The 17,993-nt window shown below is 42.3% G+C and carries 17 protein-coding genes; 6 read left to right on the top strand and 11 right to left on the bottom strand.

Features of this window, described 5'->3' with window-relative positions; genetic code table 11:
* Positions 1-10: 10 nt before the first annotated feature.
* Entirely contained in the window at positions 11-319 is a 309-nt protein-coding gene (locus LDO51_RS19850) for a hypothetical protein (protein WP_225575840.1), read from the top strand.
* Here LDO51_RS19850 and recO read toward each other — a convergent pair.
* The 9 genes from recO to rpoE all read right to left on the bottom strand — a co-directional run bounded on the left by recO (position 314) and on the right by rpoE (position 8,677).
* On the bottom strand, positions 314-1,039 hold the full coding sequence (gene recO, locus LDO51_RS19215; RefSeq protein ID WP_225575841.1) for a DNA repair protein RecO: 726 nt from the start codon (positions 1,037-1,039) through the stop codon (positions 314-316). The two genes, LDO51_RS19850 and recO, sit on opposite strands and share 6 nt — an antisense overlap.
* Before the next feature lie 11 nt (positions 1,040-1,050).
* Entirely contained in the window at positions 1,051-1,959 is a 909-nt protein-coding gene (gene era, locus LDO51_RS19220) for a GTPase Era (protein WP_036949437.1), read from the bottom strand.
* Positions 1,956-2,636: a ribonuclease III gene (rnc, locus tag LDO51_RS19225; protein ID WP_036949435.1), complete on the bottom strand. Its 681-nt coding sequence runs from the start codon at positions 2,634-2,636 to the stop codon at positions 1,956-1,958. Before rnc ends, era begins: the two co-directional genes overlap by 4 nt.
* A gap of 282 nt (positions 2,637-2,918) precedes the next feature.
* Positions 2,919-3,884, bottom strand: a complete 966-nt coding sequence (gene lepB, locus LDO51_RS19230) for a signal peptidase I (RefSeq protein WP_224058080.1) — start codon at positions 3,882-3,884, stop codon at positions 2,919-2,921.
* A gap of 17 nt (positions 3,885-3,901) precedes the next feature.
* Entirely contained in the window at positions 3,902-5,698 is a 1,797-nt protein-coding gene (gene lepA, locus LDO51_RS19235) for a translation elongation factor 4 (RefSeq protein ID WP_132495826.1), read from the bottom strand.
* A 300-nt stretch (positions 5,699-5,998) separates the two neighbouring features.
* Entirely contained in the window at positions 5,999-6,463 is a 465-nt protein-coding gene (gene rseC / locus LDO51_RS19240) for a SoxR-reducing system protein RseC (RefSeq protein ID WP_225575842.1), read from the bottom strand.
* A gap of 3 nt (positions 6,464-6,466) precedes the next feature.
* Positions 6,467-7,417: a sigma-E factor regulatory protein RseB gene (rseB, locus tag LDO51_RS19245; protein WP_225575843.1), complete on the bottom strand. Its 951-nt coding sequence runs from the start codon at positions 7,415-7,417 to the stop codon at positions 6,467-6,469.
* Positions 7,417-8,040: an anti-sigma-E factor RseA gene (rseA, locus tag LDO51_RS19250; protein ID WP_225575844.1), complete on the bottom strand. Its 624-nt coding sequence runs from the start codon at positions 8,038-8,040 to the stop codon at positions 7,417-7,419. The genes rseB and rseA overlap by 1 nt, the downstream gene beginning before the upstream one ends.
* 58 nt (positions 8,041-8,098) lie before the next feature.
* A complete protein-coding gene (gene rpoE / locus LDO51_RS19255) occupies positions 8,099-8,677 on the bottom strand; it encodes an RNA polymerase sigma factor RpoE (RefSeq protein WP_006661282.1) in 579 nt (192 codons plus the stop codon).
* Between the two features lie 431 nt (positions 8,678-9,108).
* Here rpoE and nadB point away from each other — a divergent pair, with 431 nt between their 5' ends.
* Positions 9,109-10,710: an L-aspartate oxidase gene (nadB, locus tag LDO51_RS19260; RefSeq protein ID WP_225575845.1), complete on the top strand. Its 1,602-nt coding sequence runs from the start codon at positions 9,109-9,111 to the stop codon at positions 10,708-10,710.
* A gap of 39 nt (positions 10,711-10,749) precedes the next feature.
* Here nadB and trmN read toward each other — a convergent pair whose 3' ends face one another.
* Complete coding sequence (gene trmN / locus LDO51_RS19265; protein ID WP_225575846.1) at positions 10,750-11,484, bottom strand: tRNA(1)(Val) (adenine(37)-N(6))-methyltransferase TrmN; 735 nt, start codon at positions 11,482-11,484, stop codon at positions 10,750-10,752.
* 159 nt (positions 11,485-11,643) lie between these two features.
* Between trmN and LDO51_RS19270 the strand changes: the two genes are divergently transcribed.
* The 4 genes from LDO51_RS19270 to srmB all read left to right on the top strand — a co-directional run bounded on the left by LDO51_RS19270 (position 11,644) and on the right by srmB (position 16,340).
* On the top strand, positions 11,644-12,375 hold the full coding sequence (locus LDO51_RS19270; protein WP_225575847.1) for an IclR family transcriptional regulator: 732 nt from the start codon (positions 11,644-11,646) through the stop codon (positions 12,373-12,375).
* Between the two features lie 2 nt (positions 12,376-12,377).
* Entirely contained in the window at positions 12,378-13,295 is a 918-nt protein-coding gene (gene hutG, locus LDO51_RS19275; RefSeq protein WP_225575848.1) for a formimidoylglutamase, read from the top strand.
* Between the two features lie 302 nt (positions 13,296-13,597).
* On the top strand, positions 13,598-14,803 hold the full coding sequence (gene gltS / locus LDO51_RS19280) for a sodium/glutamate symporter (protein ID WP_225575849.1): 1,206 nt from the start codon (positions 13,598-13,600) through the stop codon (positions 14,801-14,803).
* 181 nt (positions 14,804-14,984) lie between these two features.
* Positions 14,985-16,340, top strand: coding sequence for an ATP-dependent RNA helicase SrmB (gene srmB, locus LDO51_RS19285; RefSeq protein WP_225575850.1), 1,356 nt, complete (start codon positions 14,985-14,987; stop codon positions 16,338-16,340).
* A gap of 44 nt (positions 16,341-16,384) precedes the next feature.
* Here the strand turns inward: srmB and LDO51_RS19290 are convergent, their stop codons facing one another.
* The gene (locus tag LDO51_RS19290) at positions 16,385-17,833 is read right to left on the bottom strand and encodes an ankyrin repeat domain-containing protein (protein WP_225575851.1); all 1,449 of its coding nucleotides are present in this window, start codon (positions 17,831-17,833) and stop codon (positions 16,385-16,387) included.
* Between the last annotated feature and the right edge of the window lie 160 nt (positions 17,834-17,993).

Here is a 17,993-nt window from a genome sequence, read left to right on the forward strand (position 1 = left end):
TTAACTCCCTATGAATAAACAGTCACTTATTTCTTGTCTGCCATATCCTACTGCAATTTATGGTATTGGGGGAAAAAATCTCTCTTTCTTCCTCGCCGATTCCAAAACAATAATAATATTTCATCAATTACATTCATTTTTTGGGAAGCGCTTCGAAGAAAATCAATACAGCAAAAATTTTAGCTCGATTGCCTGCGGCTATGCAGTTATAACAGACTGTAGTTACGACAGATTGCAGTTACGACAGATTGCAGCTAGAAAGGCTTATAGCGATAACAAATGGAAAAATAGCATCATCAAACAAAATCAATTGTTATGACTTAGCTATGTTCTGAGAAGGGATAATAAATTGCCTAAAAAGTTCACGGCTTTTAAGGGGTTTACCGCCTAGGTAAGGTTTCAGTGCCATGCGAGTAAATCGTTTAGCGGCTTTTAAGGTATCGGCATCTGGGAATTCGCGATCGGCTAACGCTCTTAATTGCTTACCCGTGAACGTGAGTTGGTCAACAACTAGGCTGCCAATAAACCCTTTTTCTTCACGGTAACGGTAGGTCATGGTGTCTGAAACTGGCTCACCACTGCCCGCACAATGTAAAAAATCTACGCCGTAACCGAGGTAGGACAGCAAAGCGAGCTCAAACTGGCGTAAAGCAGATTCAGGTGTGCGCTCACTCCCGGCTAAAACTTGCAAGCAATTGAGGTAATCAAAAAATAGAGATGAATAAGGTGTACCAAACTCAATAACTCGAGCGGTAAGTTCATTAAGGTATAAACCGCTATATAAAACAGTGCCGCTGAGAGGAAGAGCAAGAGAGACAGGGTCGGCATTGATGAGGGTTTTGATTTCACCTTTGCCACTCCAACGGATCAACAAAGGTGTAAAAGGCTGTAAACAGCCTCTTAATGGTGAGCGGTTGCGTCTCGCACCCTTTGCTAGCAAACGGATTTTACCTTCCCCTTCCGTGAAAAAGTCAATTAATAGACTTGTTTCACTGTAAGGACGGGAATGGAGCACAAACGCGCGTTGCCAACCACTCACGGTGTCACCGATTATTTTAAATCGTCAACATAGCCCAGACTGCGCAGTGCTCTTTCGTCATCTGCCCAACCGGATTTAACTTTAACCCAAAGCTCTAAGTGAACTTTAGTTTCGAACAGACGCTCCATATCAATACGGGCTTCTGTACCAATGGTTTTCAGCTTGCTACCTTTATTACCGATAACCATTTTTTTCTGGCCTTCACGCTCAACTAAAATCAGACCGTTGATATGGTAGCCGCCTTTATCCATCTCTTTAAACTGTTCAATTTCAACAGTTACAGAGTACGGTAACTCGTCACCTAAGAAACGCATCAGTTTTTCACGGATAATTTCAGAGGCCATAAAACGCTGAGAGCGGTCTGTAATATAGTCTTCAGGGAAGTGGTGAATAGCTTCAGGTATATGCTGCTTCACAATCTTCGCGATGGTATCAACGCCAGTGCCTTTTTCTGCACTGATTGGTACGACATCCAAGAAGTTCATTTTTTGGCTGATCATACCGATGTGTGGCAGTAAGCTGGTTTTATCCACCACATTATCAATTTTGTTGATAGCCAAAATGACTGGGCAACGCAAGCTAGATAGCTTGTTCAGCACCATTTCATCATCAGGTGTCCAGTGGGTACCTTCAACCACAAAAATAACCAATTCAACATCGCCAATAGAGCTAGATGCTGCGCGGTTCATCAAACGGTTAATCGCTCTTTTTTCTTCGATGTGAAGACCAGGAGTATCGACATAGATAATTTGGTAATTATCTTCTGTATGGATCCCCATAATACGGTGGCGAGTTGTCTGCGGCTTTCTCGATGTGATCGAGACTTTTTGCCCCAGTAACTGGTTTAACAATGTTGATTTCCCAACATTTGGTCGTCCAACTATGGCAACAAAACCACAGTGGGATTGTAATTCACTCATTCAATCTCCAAGATTTTCAATGCTTGTTCTGCTGCGGCTTGCTCCGCTTTACGACGGCTTGAACCTATGCCATTAATCGGCTCTTCAATACCGCTCACTTGGCAATGGATCGTAAATTCTTGATCATGAGCTTCACCTTTCACATGCACCACTAAATAGTTTGGTAGTGGAAGATGACGCCCTTGCAGATATTCTTGTAGCCGCGTTTTCGGGTCTTTTTGTTTATCACCCGGACTAATTTCATCCAATCTTACTTTGTACCATGCCAGAATGATCTCCTCGATAGTTTGAATATTACTATCGAGGAAAATCCCACCAATTAAGGCTTCAACGGTATCAGCTAAGATTGATTCTCGGCGGAAACCGCCACTTTTTAATTCACCCGGTCCTAAACGTAAACATTCACCGAGTTCAAATTCACGGGCTATTTCAGCCAGTGTATTTCCACGCACTAACGTTGCGCGCATACGGCTCATATCACCTTCATCCACTTTAGGAAAACGATGATAGAGATCGTTAGCAATCACAAAACTGAGAATTGAATCACCTAAAAATTCCAGTCTTTCATTATGTTTGCTGCTAGCACTTCTATGAGTTAATGCCTGAATTAATAAATCATTTTGCTGGAATGTATATCCAAGCTTACGCTGTAATTTTTCTAACAAAGAGGGGTTCATGTGCGCCCAACCATTCTACGTTTAATAAAAAAGCACACGCAACAGACCTGTAAAATCAGCTATTTTACAAAACTGTTGCGTTTGCACTGACTTCCGCCGACCGTCACCCGTAAGCAATTGATATTCGAAAAATAACTTTTATGAATTATCGGAATTTAACGAGGATAGTTAATAATTAGGAAGTCAATAATGTTTAAAACAACATTATTGTACACTGGGTAAAATAATAATGCTTATGATAATGCGAGTTTTCTCATGAAAACCCGCATTGTCTGAAATGAATTATAGAGGACCAATTCGGCTAAAGCGAATACCTGTAGGCCATTCGTTCTCTTGTTTATCTAAACTTAACCAGATAAACACCGCTCGACCCACTAAATTTTGCTCAGGAACAAAGCCCCACATACGGCTATCAGAGCTGTTATCTCTATTATCACCCATCATAAAATAGTGTTTCTCAGGGACTATCCACTCATTAAGTGGTAAACCTGGTTGTATATATTTTGATTGAGTAATGTAGTTATTAATCGTCAAAATTTGGTGCGTAACGGTATCCAACTTCTCACTTCGACCATATTGGCGCAGTGAGTTATTCGGTAACGCTTGGTCTACTGGAATTTGATAATTACCATATTGATTATCAACCACTGAGCTATTTTCAAATACCATTGTCCATTCACTTGGCTCTAATGGGCCATAAGTAACTGGCAATTTTTCTGTGCATTTATTATCTGCACAGTTAGGGTAAATGGTCAGCTCTTTCGCTTCTGGGTTATAAATAATTTTATCCCCCGGCAAACCAATAACACGTTTCACGAAGTCTACATTGGGCTCTTTCGGATATTTAAATACCGCGATATCTCCACGATTAGGCTTACCCGTTTCGATTAATGTGGTTTGAGTAATAGGATCTTTCAATCCATAAGAAAACTTCTCAACCAGCATAAAATCACCAACTAAGAGCGTTGGCATCATCGAACCTGATGGGATTTGGAACGGCTCATAAATAAACGAACGAACAACCAAAACAATGGCTAACACAGGAAAAATTGAGGTTCCCGTTTCCAGCCACGACGGACGACGAACCGCTTTCGCGAGTTCATCTTCGTTCATTGAGCCGTTTGTTACTTCCCGCAATTTTTTAAGTTTCGCTTTACGTGCTGGCGCAAACTTAAATTTATCTAAGCACCAAATAATCCCTGTCACCAGCGTAGCCAGTGTGAGGATCAAGGCAAATGTGTTAGCCATTAAGACTCCTTGTAAACTTAGCTGTCTTTACCAACGTGCAATATAGCAAGGAACGCTTCTTGTGGGAGTTCAACGTTACCCACTTGCTTCATACGTTTCTTACCGTCCTTTTGCTTCTGTAACAGTTTCTTCTTACGGCTAACGTCACCGCCATAACATTTGGCAAGAACGTTTTTACGCAGTTGTTTCACTGTAGAACGAGCAATAATGTGGTTACCAATTGCTGCTTGGATAGCAATATCAAACTGTTGACGTGGAATAAGCTCTTTCATTTTTTCCACCAGCTCACGTCCGCGGTACTGCGAGTTGCCACGGTGAGTGATCAACGCTAGTGCGTCGACACGTTCGTTGTTGATTAACACATCCACACGTACCATGTCTGACGTTTGGAAACGCTTGAATGAGTAATCCAAAGAGGCATAACCACGAGAGGTTGATTTTAAACGGTCGAAGAAATCCAGTACCACTTCTGACATCGGAATTTCGTAGGTTAAAGAAACCTGATTTCCGTGGTAAACCATGTTGGTTTGTACACCACGTTTTTCAATACACAGAGTGATAACGTTACCTAAATACTCTTTAGGCATCAGCATATGGCACTCAGCAATAGGCTCTCTTAACTCTTCGATGTTATTCAGCGGTGGTAATTTCGACGGACTATCCACATAAACAATCTCGCCGTTAGTTTGCTGAACTTCATAAACTACCGTTGGCGCCGTGGTGATCAGGTCAAGATCGTATTCACGTTCTAAACGCTCTTGAATGATCTCCATGTGCAGCAAACCAAGGAAACCACAACGGAAACCAAATCCTAATGCTGTTGACGTTTCTGGCTCATAGAACAAAGAAGCATCGTTCAGGCTTAATTTACCCAATGCATCGCGGAAAGCTTCATAGTCATCAGAGCTAACAGGGAACAGACCCGCATAAACTTGAGGTTTAACTTTTTTGAAGCCCGGTAATGCTTTATCTGCTGGGTTACGAGCACCTGTTAAAGTATCCCCGACTGGTGCGCCAGTGATGTCTTTAATCGCACACACTAACCAGCCTACTTCACCGCAGTTAAGCACATCACGGTCAACTTGTTTTGGTGTGAAAATACCGAGGCGATCCGCGTTATACACGTTGCCTGTACTCATCACTTTAACTTTGTCGCCTTTTTTCAATGTTCCGCTTTTAATTCGGATCAGAGAAACAACACCTAAATAGTTATCGAACCAAGAGTCAATAATCAGCGCTTGTAAAGGTGCATCACCATCACCTTCTGGCGGTGGGATTTCTTTTACTAAACGTTCGATAACATCTTGAACACCGATACCGGTTTTCGCAGAGCAACGAACCGCATCATGAGCATCAAGACCCACAATGTCTTCAATCTCATCAGCAACACGCTCAGGATCAGCGGCTGGTAAGTCAATTTTATTCAGGACTGGAACCACTTCCAGATCCATTTCAATGGCGGTATAGCAGTTTGCTAAGGTCTGAGCTTCAACGCCTTGTCCTGCATCCACAACTAATAATGCGCCTTCACACGCCGCCAATGAACGAGAAACTTCATAGGAGAAGTCCACGTGTCCTGGGGTGTCGATAAAGTTCAGTTGGTAAGTTTCACCATCCGCCGCTTTATAATCGAGCGTTACGCTCTGTGCTTTGATGGTGATACCACGTTCACGTTCCAGATCCATAGAGTCTAAAACCTGAGCCGCCATTTCACGGTCAGTTAAGCCACCACAGATTTGAATAATACGATCTGACAACGTGGATTTTCCGTGGTCGATATGTGCAATGATCGAAAAGTTTCTGATGTTTTTGATTTTCAAGGTAATATCTTCTTTTAAATTGCCTTACAAAATCAGTTTTGGGCAAATTTTACCACAAAACTAAAATGCTATGATTATCACAAGATTGCTAATTAGCAGCATTTTACATACAAGAACCCACTAACACAAAGATTCAATGTAAAACAACTGTAAACTTGCCAAAGTTGAATGAGTTACTTACTTCATTTTTCTTCGTTTTTGTTCATTTTTGAACGACTAAAAACAAAATCGCCTGTAGTAAAAAGCTTATGTCGTGAAAGCTTAGCTACAGGCGATAATGTGAGACAATGGCATTCAACAATGTGTTTGAACGCTGATTTCACCGGGGAGAAGTCCTATTTGTAAGACGATAGGCTGGAAATCGATTTTATTTCGCCAACGTGATGCCATTTTTCGCGCAGTGAAAAAGCCTGCAAACCCACCGAAAATTCCCGCTAATGCAACCCATACCTGCTCAAATTCAGCTAATTGAGCCAATGCGGCAAATAAAAACAATCCAACCAATGGTGTTAAATAGACTAACATCGCAGAACGCAGCAAGCTCCCTTCAGGAATACCCACTTCGATTTTTTGTCCGACAACCAAAGGCTGTTCAACTTCAATTTCCAATTCGTGCTCTGTGTTAGGCCCTATTTTGTTTAAAGCATATGAACCACAAGCAGCACGTGCGCTGCAACTTCCGCATCCGGCCGAAGAGCCATAACGCAATAATGCTCGCCCTTTCTGCCACCTAACCACTGTTGCCCATTCTTTTACCATGATTTACTCCCGAAACTGAATGCTACTCGCAATTAACTGGGATGTTGATAGCGGTAACTCCCCTATTATCGTAATCACATTTTGCTTTTGAGTCATGGTGTAAATTGTGCGGCGACCATTTTGTAGTGGCTGGTCAAGTAAAGGACCTTTCGATGTTTTTGTCACATTAACTGAAAAGGTGAATAGCCCATCACTGAACATCGCCGTTTCAATGATATCGTCATCACTCAGTTTTCGCGTAGAGCGAGAAACTTCCTCAAAGCCTGGAGGCAGCATTCCCACCTGCCATTTAAACGATGGACTTTCATTCTTCGGCGACACCAATAATGGCGGTAAATTCACATTACTGAGAGACTTCAATGAGTCTTGTACATTTTTGCTATCTAAAACAGTCGAAATCACCCGGAACTGTTCAAGCGTTTGATTATTGTTGTCGAGTAAATCAACACGCAATGGCAATTTAGTTTCTTCATCGATTAATAACACATAATTAAATCGAGAATTGTCTTTTGAAATAATACGGATGACTAATGCGGGTCTATCACCAATATGCGTACGACCAGCATCGATAAAGTTATAATAAGGCTGGATTTTTTGATAATCTGCAAAAAGTACCGTAGGTAAGTTATCAATAATATGTTCGCCATTCAGGCTAAACGCATCGAATCCCGGTTCAAAATAACTAATTCGGTTGCCATTTTGCACTATCTCTCGGCGAGATGAATCCATTTGGATCATTTGAGAAATAGGGACACCATTAATAATCCCGTGGCGATAGCGCACTGGAACGATATTTTGCGGATTGAATGTCATAAACGACATTTCATATGACAGGTTCTGGGCAGCCGTTCCCATTTCTTTGAAAAGAACATCGGCATCCGTAGATGATGCCGACGCTTGATTAGACATAATCAGGCTGCCCGTCAGGCAGAAGACGGATAACCATTTATTCATTATTGCAGTTTAACCCCTGCTGATGCGGTATTTTTATCACTGTCTTGATGCGGCTGATTCAGCATTGAACGTCTTTCAATTTCATACTGTTGCAGCATGGCATTGATACGTTGATTTTGTTGTTCGATTTGCTGAGTTTGTTGCTCAGTACCAAACAATTGGCTATCTGAAATATTTAAGCTAACTGGCGCACCACGTCCGACGGGAACGGTATTAAATACAGGGTCATCCACAGTAGAATCGACGCTATTAGTTTGATTGTATTGTTGAACACCCACAATCACAGCGAGTGATACACATGCTGCTACACCGATTTGCGTAATTTGACTAGCCCATGGACGAATTTTGTTCCAAAACGGAAAGCCACTCCAGCTTGCTGGTTCTGGTTGTGATTCAACAACTGCTTGAGGATTAATGCGCACCGCTTCATTTTCCAGCGCTGCCGCAACTTTACTTGCAATATCAAAATGAATGACATCGCCGGTATCATTACGCAGAGTATCACGAACAAGATGATAGCTCTCCCAACGTTGCTTTAACGTTGAATCACATGAAATGGTGTTAATAAGTTCTAAATCTAGAGCTTCACCATCCATCATTGCGGAAAGTTTCTCTCTTTGCATGCCCAATTACCTTCAGTTAATTGCTCACAGTTAAATTTTGACTCGCGACCCAATTCAATTAATGCTGTTGGATCAACGGCTGAACTTTTTCATCAATTGCTTCCCTTGCTCTAAAGATCCGCGATCGAACTGTGCCCACCGGGCAATCCATCACTTCGGCTATCTCTTCATAGCTTAAACCATCAAGTTCACGTAGCGTGATTGCCATTCGAAGATCTTCTGGCAGTGACTCAATGGTACGGAAAACAACTCGCTTTAATTCATCAGACAACATTAAGTTCTCTGGGTTCGAAATTTCTTTTAATGCGCCAGCTGATTCGAAGTTTTCTGCGTCGCTCGCTTCCAGATCTGACGCGGGAGGACGTCTATCTTGCGCGACTAAGTAGTTCTTTGCCGTGTTGACAGCAATGCGATAAAGCCAAGTATAAAAAGCACTATCACCACGGAACGAACCGATTGCACGATAAGCCTTAATAAACGACTCTTGTGCGACATCAGGTACATCCGCTTGCGGTACATAACGAGAAACGAGACTTGCAACTTTATGCTGGTATTTAATCACCAGTAAATTGAAAGCTTGTTGATCGCCTTTTTGTACTTTCTCAACCAATATTTGGTCTGTCAGCTGCTCGCTCATTCCAGGAACCATCTCCTGAACACAGATTGATAATGACTTAACTTGTTCATCTTCTCCCTTCCTTAAGCAAGCCTAACTTCGAGTAATAAAAACTGATGAAGTTCAATTTATTCCGAAAATAATCGAAAATAATTTCAAAAAATGAGATCAAAATTTCTTAATTGATCCCATTGATCCTTGTGAGTACTACCTAATAGTATACACAAAACAAGTATATATACGGCATGATTACGTGGAATTTATTCATTTACATTGGCACTTATCATCTCGCCAATGATGTTTTTCCAAATAAACTACGATTTTCCAAATAAATGAAAGTGTAGCTAAATAATACGGTTCTTTGGGAACTCAAAATGCGATTAATACGTAGTCACGGGCAGCTCGATAGGCTAACATAAAATTCTCTATAGAAACACAACACACAAACACTTATGAACGCATCCACACAGCATGACACTGATATTTTAATCATTGGAAGTGGTGTCGCAGGATTATCAGCCGCACTCCGGCTCGCACCCTTTCATCAAGTTACTATTCTCAGCAAAAGTACCCTCAATGAAGGTGCCTCCTATTACGCTCAGGGCGGAATAGCCGCCGTTTTCGATGATACTGACAGCATAGAATCCCATGTTAATGACACTCTGGTGGCAGGTGCAGGGATCTGCGAAAAGAGCGCCGTAGAATTTATTGCATCAAACGCCAAACATTGTGTTCAGTGGCTCATTGACCAAGGCGTCTTATTTGATACCGAAGTCAACGAAACAGGGGAAACCCAGTATCACCTCACCCGAGAGGGAGGTCACAGCCATCGCCGTATTCTGCATCACGCGGATGCCACCGGAAAAGAGGTTGAAACCACCCTTGTTAATCTTGCTTTCGATCACCCGAATATCCAGATCAAAGAACGCTACAATGCTGTTGATCTGATCCTCGAAGATAAAACCCAAAATAACGCCCGCTCCCGCATTGTCGGTGCCTATGTTTGGAACCGCCAAAGAGAGCAAGTCGAAACTATCCGAGCAAAAACCATCGTCTTAGCCACGGGTGGTGCTGCTAAGGTATATCAATATACCACTAACCCCGATATCTCATCCGGTGATGGCATTGCCATGGCATGGCGGGCAGGCTGTCGCGTAGCCAACTTGGAATTTAACCAGTTTCACCCAACCTGTTTATTCCACCCTCAAGCGCGTAATTTCCTGCTGACTGAAGCTTTACGGGGTGAAGGCGCATATTTGAAACGTCCGGATGGTAGCCGATTCATGCCAGATTATGACGAGCGTTGTGAATTAGCACCGCGGGATATTGTCGCCAGAGCTATCGACCATGAAATGAAACGCCTCGGGGCTGATTGCATGTATCTGGATATTAGCCACAAATCCTCTGAATTCATTCAGCATCACTTCCCCACCATTTACGCCAAATTGCTCACTTTAGGTTTAGATTTAACCCAAGAGCCGATCCCGATAGTTCCCGCAGCACATTACACCTGCGGTGGCGTCGTTGTTGACCCAACAGGCATGACAGATGTACCGAATCTTTATGCTATTGGTGAAGTGAGTTATACCGGGCTACACGGTGCCAATCGCATGGCGTCCAACTCATTACTTGAATGCCTAGTTTATGGATGGGCAGCCGCAGAAAACATACTCAAAACGATCAACGAGATCCCGACAGTTTCTGAACTCCCTGAATGGGATGAAAGCCGAGTCCATAATTCCGATGAACAGGTCGTGATTCAGCATAACTGGCATGAATTGCGCTTATTTATGTGGGATTACATGGGGATCGTAAGAACCACAAAACGTCTTGAGCGCGCTTTGCGTCGTATTCATTTACTTCAACAAGAAATTAATGATTACTATGCTAATTTCCGCATTTCCAACAACTTACTGGAACTGCGTAACTTAGTCCAAGTTGCTGAGTTAATGGTACGTTGCGCCTTAGAACGCAAAGAGAGTCGCGGTTTGCACTATACCTTAGACTACCCTGAGCTATTACCCGATTCTGGTCCAACCGTTTTAACTCGATGATATTAAAAACCTATCTGTGCACTAGCCACAGATAGGTTTTTAGTACTTAAGATAAAATGGCTGGATCAACGAGATAAACTCATCTGTATAACTATCATCTGTTTTTTTCAACGCTAAAGACGAAATAACTGGCTCTGCAATCTTGAGCGTTAGCCCTAATAACATTCGATGATATGGCGTATGTGCTTTATCCTGAACTTGCACGCGGTAAGCTAAATTCCAACCGCTTGCCATTGCCATCGCCTCAACTTTCTCACCCACTTCATAAGGCAAAACCAAACAAAAAATACCGTCTAGTGCCAGACAATGTTTCGCACTATCTAATAATACTTGGTGAGTGAGGGTTCCGGTATAGCGAGCTTGATCACGTTTTTCATCCCGACACGCTACTGCGGGTTCAAAATAGGGGGGATTACTCACGATTAAATCATACTGATGATTCGGCTGTTCGCTAAATGTAATAATGTCCTGATGGAACACTCGTAGCCGTTCAGACCATGGCGACTCATCAAAATTTTCCTGCGCTTGTAACGCCGCTGCATCATCAAGTTCAACCGCATCAACCTGCACTTGCTCACTACGCTGAGCGAGCATTAAGGCAATTAGCCCACTCCCACTGCCTATGTCCAACGCATATTTTGTCGAATTAAGAGGCGCCCACGCACCGAGTAATACCCCGTCAGTACCAACCTTCATCGCACAACGGTCATGGGCAACAAAAAATTGCTTGAAGGTAAAGCCGCCTTTTCGATAACACTTTTTTTGTTCGCTCATACAGCCACTCTGGTTTAAATAGGATTTGCGTGAATATTCTCAATTTCAGCCCACAAATCGACAAATTCAATCTAATTTAAATAATATTATTCTCATATAATGAGAATGTCATTTGTTAGTGATTTTTTTTACTGCTAAGTTCGAGAAAAAGGAGATGCCATGAACAGTATTAATAGAACACTAGATATCTTATCGTTTGTCACGACTTGTGCATCTCCAATCACACCACAAACCATTTCCAAAGAGTTAGATATTCCTCTTTCAACAGTTTATCGGCTTTTAACTATTCTCATAAACTGGGAATTTGTGACTTACTCTAAGCAATACGGTACATATACCGTGGGTGCGCAGAGTATCAAAACTCAAGAAAAATACTATCAGCACAGCTTGCTGATGACATCGTCAAAATCAGAGCTCCACGCATTAGCCAAAAAGACCCAAGAGACCGCGGCCATTATCACCGCCAACCTACGAGAAACCATTTGCGTCGATAAAATTGATAGTGAACAAGCCGTGCGCTGCTCTTTTATTGTTGGACATGGCAATACCGTGATCCGCGGTGCTAGCGCGAAAACGCTCTTAGCCTACCGTGATGAACAGTACCAAGAATTGGTCTTCGAAACTCACGCCAAGCAGCTACACAAAGATAACTATTTACAGAAATTAAAACAGGATCTGATCCAAATCCGCCAGCAAGGCTATGGAATTTCCGTTAGTGAAATTGATGCTGGTGTTTTTGGCGCATCGGCACCTATTTTTAAAGGCAACGATATTTTAGCTGTCGTCTCTGTCATGGCACCTGAATTTCGTGCCATCAACCGCGTCGATGAGCTGATTAAAGCCACATGCCAAACGGCCCAAAATATAACAAAACTGATTAACATGGAGTAACTATGACACAACCTTTTCAATGGCAGGGTCGTACTGATGGTGAAACACAAGAACATTTACGTATTCACCAAGTCATCAACCAATGTTCACCCGCAGAGTTTGCCATTATCGGCTTTGCTTCGGACGAAGGTGTTCGTCGCAATAAAGGCCGCCAAGGTGCCAAGGCCGGTCCTGATGCCATCCGCCGCCAACTTGCTGGCCTGCCAATCCACCAGCCACTCGCTATTCGAGATGCGGGAACCGTAAGTTGTAACGATGGTGACCTGGAAGCGGCTCAGCGTCGCCTGTCCGATGAGATAATCTCAGTGTTAGAACAGCGCCAAAAACCCATTGTTTTAGGTGGTGGGCACGAGGTCGGCTTTGCGAGCTTCCAAGGTGTTTTCGATTTCGTTCAAAAATATCAGCCAGAAAAGACCATTGGGATCATCAATTTTGATGCGCACTTTGATTTACGTGAAGCATCAGAAGCCACATCCGGTACGCCATTTTTACAATCGTCGCAACTGTGTGCTAAGCATCATCGCCCTTTCAATTACCTGTGTTTAGGCATTGCGGATCACGGTAATACCAAAGTGCTATTCGATACAGCGGACCGCTTAGGCTGCCACTATATTCGCGATAAAGCCTTAACCGCGAGTTTATTACCACAAGCAATTGAACAAATTAAACAATTTATAAATTCTGTGGATTACCTGTATGTCACTGTGGATTTGGATGTGTTCTCTGCGGGTATTGCACCGGGAGTCAGCGCGCCAGCCGCTCGAGGGATTTCTACTGAAACATTTGATGAATTATTTAACATCATCAAATCTAGCGGCAAGATTGCGCTATTTGATATCGCTGAGTGCAATCCTGAATTTGATATTGATAACCACACATCAAAACTAGCAGCTTACTTGGTTTACCAATATTTATTCTAAAAGCAGCAAACACAATAAAACGACTGATAAACAACTTTACCTTGTCTTTCAAAATATAAATAAAAGCTTAGTCAACTAAGCAACTAGTTAAAAATAAACCGCATTGTGGCCCTAACGCTGTAGCACGAAAAACAATTTTATCGTGTCTTTAACAAGACATTTATACCCTTGGATTTCGAGTTACAGCTAGGCGGCTAGAGAGGATATCCCTAGGAGCATACATAAGTATGTGACTAGGGTAGCCGAACGCGGCCAACAACGCTGTAGCACGAAAGACATGGTATAAATAAAAAGGGAAATACATGACATTCCAAATCGACACACTCACCACCCTCTTTCTAACAGTAATTTGCCTACTGATGGGTGTTCACCTCAAAAAACGCATTGAATGGCTGCAACGTTTTTGTATCCCTTCCCCGGTTATTGGTGGTTTTTTAATCAGCTTACTTATTTGGGGATTAAAGTCTTTCGATTTAGCTGAAATTACGTTCGATACCAGCTTACAGTCATTCTTAATGGTGGCGTTCTTTACGACTGTTGGTATTGATGGCAGCTTCCGCGTATTAAAAAGCGGCGGGCGCTTACTCATTACTTACCTGTTAATTTGCTGGACATTAGTTATTTTCCAAGACACCTTTGGTGCTGGTCTGGCACATTTATTAGGTATCGACCCAGTTATCGGGATCATGGCGGGTGGTGTTTCCTTAACAGGTGGGCACGGTGGTGCGGCTGCCTTTGGTGGTATGGCTGAAGGTCTTGGCGTACAGTCTGCAACCGTTGCGGCGATTGCAGCGGCAACGTTTGGCCTGATTTCAGGAAGCTTATTAGGTGGCCCTATCGCGAGCTACTTAATTAAAAAACACAAAGTCACTATTCAAGCCGAAGAAAATGTTGAAAACGTGAAAGTTGAAGAGAAGTTGGCTGGTAAAATCGACTCTATCGACGCCCATGCATTCTTAAAAATGTTAGCGCTGATTTTAGGTGTGATGGTCGTAGGTCAATTTGCTTCTGCGCAATTCACTAAAGCCACAGGTTTCTCTTTACCAAGCTATGTAGGCGCAATGATTATCGCAATTATTGTGCGCAACATTAACGACCAAGTTGAAGTTGTTCGTATTAACCAAAAATCCATCAACTTAATTTCTGATGTTTCACTGGGCTTATTCTTAACCATGGCAATGATGTCGCTTAAAATTTGGGAACTGAAAGTCATCGCGCTGCCATTATTCATCATCTTACTGGCGCAAACTATCGCCATCATCCTGTTCGTTGTTTTCGTCGTCTTCAGACTGTTAGGCAAAAACTACGATGCCGCAGTAATGTGTTCAGGCATGATGGGACATGGTTTAGGTGCAACACCGAACGCAATGGCTAACATGTCATCGGTCTGTGAGCGCTACAAGCAGGTTTCCATGAAAGCGTTTATGATTGTGCCATTAAGCGGTGCTGTACTTATCGACCTCGTGGGAATTCCTTACCACACTTGGTTAATTAACATGCTCAGCTAATTCCGCATCATCCCCCTTACCAACTATACGACATAGTTTGGTAAGGGGGAGCATTATCAGTAAGCCACTTCCTTATATACCCCCAGCCAACAAAAACAGGTAAACTCTGCACAAAGCTGATTTTTGTGGTGAACAATTTTGCTAACCTGTTTATAATCAGCGCCCCAAATAGAGGTATATCATGACTGCATCCACATTTTCTGAACTTGAGCTTGATGAAAGCCTGATCACCGCGCTGACCAATAAAGGTTACGAGCGCCCGACGGCCATCCAAGAAGCTGCCATCCCTCCTGCAATGGATGGACGCGACGTTTTAGGTTCAGCCCCAACCGGAACAGGTAAAACTGCGGCATTCTTATTGCCAGCCATTCAGCATTTACTTGATTTTCCAAGAAAAAAATCAGGTCCGCCTCGCGTTCTGATTTTAACACCAACTCGCGAACTCGCTATGCAAGTCGCTGATCAAGCTAAAGAGTTGTGTGCTCATAATCATTTAGACGTTGCCACCATTACAGGCGGCGTTGCATATATGAATCACGCTGAAGTTTTCAGCGAAAACCAAGATATCGTCGTCGCAACCACTGGGCGTTTGCTGCAATACATTAAAGAAGAAAACTTCGATTGCCGCGCTGTGGAAATTCTGATCCTCGATGAAGCTGACCGTATGCTGGATATGGGCTTTGCGCACGATATCGAAACTATCGCAGGCGAAACTCGCTGGCGCAAACAAACCATGTTGTTCTCCGCCACCCTTGAAGGTGAAGCGATTCGTGATTTTGCTGAGCGCCTACTCGAAGATCCTATCGAAATTGAAGCGGATCCTTCACGCCGTGAACGCAAGAAAATCCAACAATTTTACTATCGTGCTGATACGTTAGAACATAAAACTGCGCTACTGTGCCACCTTATCAAGCAAGAAGATGTCACCAAATCGATTGTCTTTGTGCGTAAGCGTGAACGCGTTCGTGAAGTTGTTCAATGGTTGCGTGAAGCAGGTATTGAGCCTTGCTATATTGAAGGCGAAATGGTGCAAGCGAAGCGTAATGAAGCCGTTCGCCGCTTAGTGACTGGACAAGTTAAAGTCCTCGTTGCGACAGACGTTGCTTCCCGTGGATTAGATATTGAAAATGTCAGCCATGTTTTTAACTTCGACTTACCGCGCACCGCAGATGTCTATTTGCACCGTATCGGCCGTACTGGTCGTGCAGGGCGTAAAGGTACTGCTCTTTCTTTAGTTGAAGCCCACGATTTCCCTCTACTGGGTAAAATCACTCGCTACATCGAAGAACCGATTAAGATGCGTGTGGTAGATTCATTACGCCCAACAACCAAAGCGCCTTCTGAAGCGATGCTGAATAAGCCAAAACCATCTAAGAAAGTGCTAGCTAAGCGTAAAGAAAAGAAAAAAGAAGAGCAAAGCAAGAAAAAAGAAAAAGTACGCCATCGCGATAAGAAAAATATCGGTAAACGTCGCACTCCAGCTATGCCATCTACAACTGCACCATCGGCAACTGCGGATAGCAATAAAACCAAATAACACTCAATCGAGTAATACTGACAAAAGCGGGCTTCGGCCCGTTTTTAATTCATTAGCTTATAGACCCTCTCCTTCATTACCCGGCTTTCATTTGTTAACGATTCTGCTTTTATCATATGATTATCTAAAATATCTCGGCAGTTATAGCCCTGATTATTTTCCATTCGCCAATCTGCGCCGTTCGATAATAATAATTCAGCAACATCTAAAGAGTGGCTATTTAAAGCATCATGCAACGGGGTATTTCCCAAATTATCTCTCACGTTGACCATTAAACCATTACTCAGCAAAACTTCTGATTGAGACAATCTCCCACTTTGAGCCGCTAAATGTAAAACTGTTTTTTGCTGGGCCAACTGCATTTTTTTAATTCCCTGCCCGTATGGAGACTCCAATAATACTTTTATAAATTGGCTATTACCTGCACGAACAGATTGCATGGCGAGTTTATCAATATCGCAGTGCTTATTTTTCATTGAAAGTAACGCTTTAAATTCACTAATGTTTTCTTTCTTAATTGAATTTTTACAACTTTCTTGCCAATTAAAACTTTGTTTCTGCTCTACGTTAGGAAATTCATTCAACATAGAATCCGCTGTTTTATCAAATTCACCTGTAATCGCATTCCAATTATTCCATGGTTTATGTTTGCACATCATCCTAATAATCTTAACCATTGAATGTGCAATAAAGCTCCTGGTCAACAAACGGTGTGGTAACCAGTCTTTCCAAGAATTATGTTCGCTGTAAGCCATTTTGATACGGTTTCCCAACGCAGAAGGGATTGGTAACGTGTTTTGAAGTGCATCAAGCCAATCATATTGAACAGTATAAAAGCGTATCAAACCTTCATCTGCTTGTTGCTTAGCAATGTTATAATCCATTCCAATTTTATGTACTGTGTTTTGAGCAAGCCCTGAAGGACTAAATGAAATACAAGGTGATTGACTCGCCAATGCAGCGATTGATGCAAGACCTCCCCCTAGAGAGTGCCCTGTGCAGATAATATTGCCTTTCACGGCTCGATATAGAATATTAGTTAACCCCACAGCCTGAAAGAATTGAGGTTCGTAATATCCTAGCCCTTGCCGAATATTGGCATAAAAATCGACAATATCATTCGTTCCCGCAAAGCAAATAATATACAGACCATTAAAACAACAAATATTCGATTGAAAGCCTGTAAATTCATTATTTAAAAGTTCTGCATCTATACCTAATTCATTAATTTTTGACGTACTAAGCTTTTCGATTCCTTGAATATCACGCCAATGATGATGATAGGCACCTTGTGCTAGTAACGCTAAAAGATAATCTTTATTCTGTGCATCTCTTCCTAAAAACTCCTCTCTCGTGACATTCTTAGGCCATTTATCTCTAAAACTGCATGATGAATCTAAAAATGTATGTTGTTGATATAAATTTAAACCTTCCTCAACAAAAGAAAGCTCTTCCTTACTTACTGTCTGCTGTATTGCTGTACTAAATGGCATAAATTCTCCCTAACAAATGCTGTATGCTGGAAGAATATTGAAATATAAATAACCAAGGGGGGAAATAATCTACTTTGTTAGGGGCAAATAAAAAAGCCATTGAGAACAATGGCTTTTAGAATTTATTAAGGTAAGAGATCTATTGACCCCTTAATGTTTA

The sequence above is a fragment of the Providencia alcalifaciens genome (assembly GCF_020271745.1).
GTDB classification, from domain to species: domain Bacteria; phylum Pseudomonadota; class Gammaproteobacteria; order Enterobacterales; family Enterobacteriaceae; genus Providencia; species Providencia alcalifaciens_B.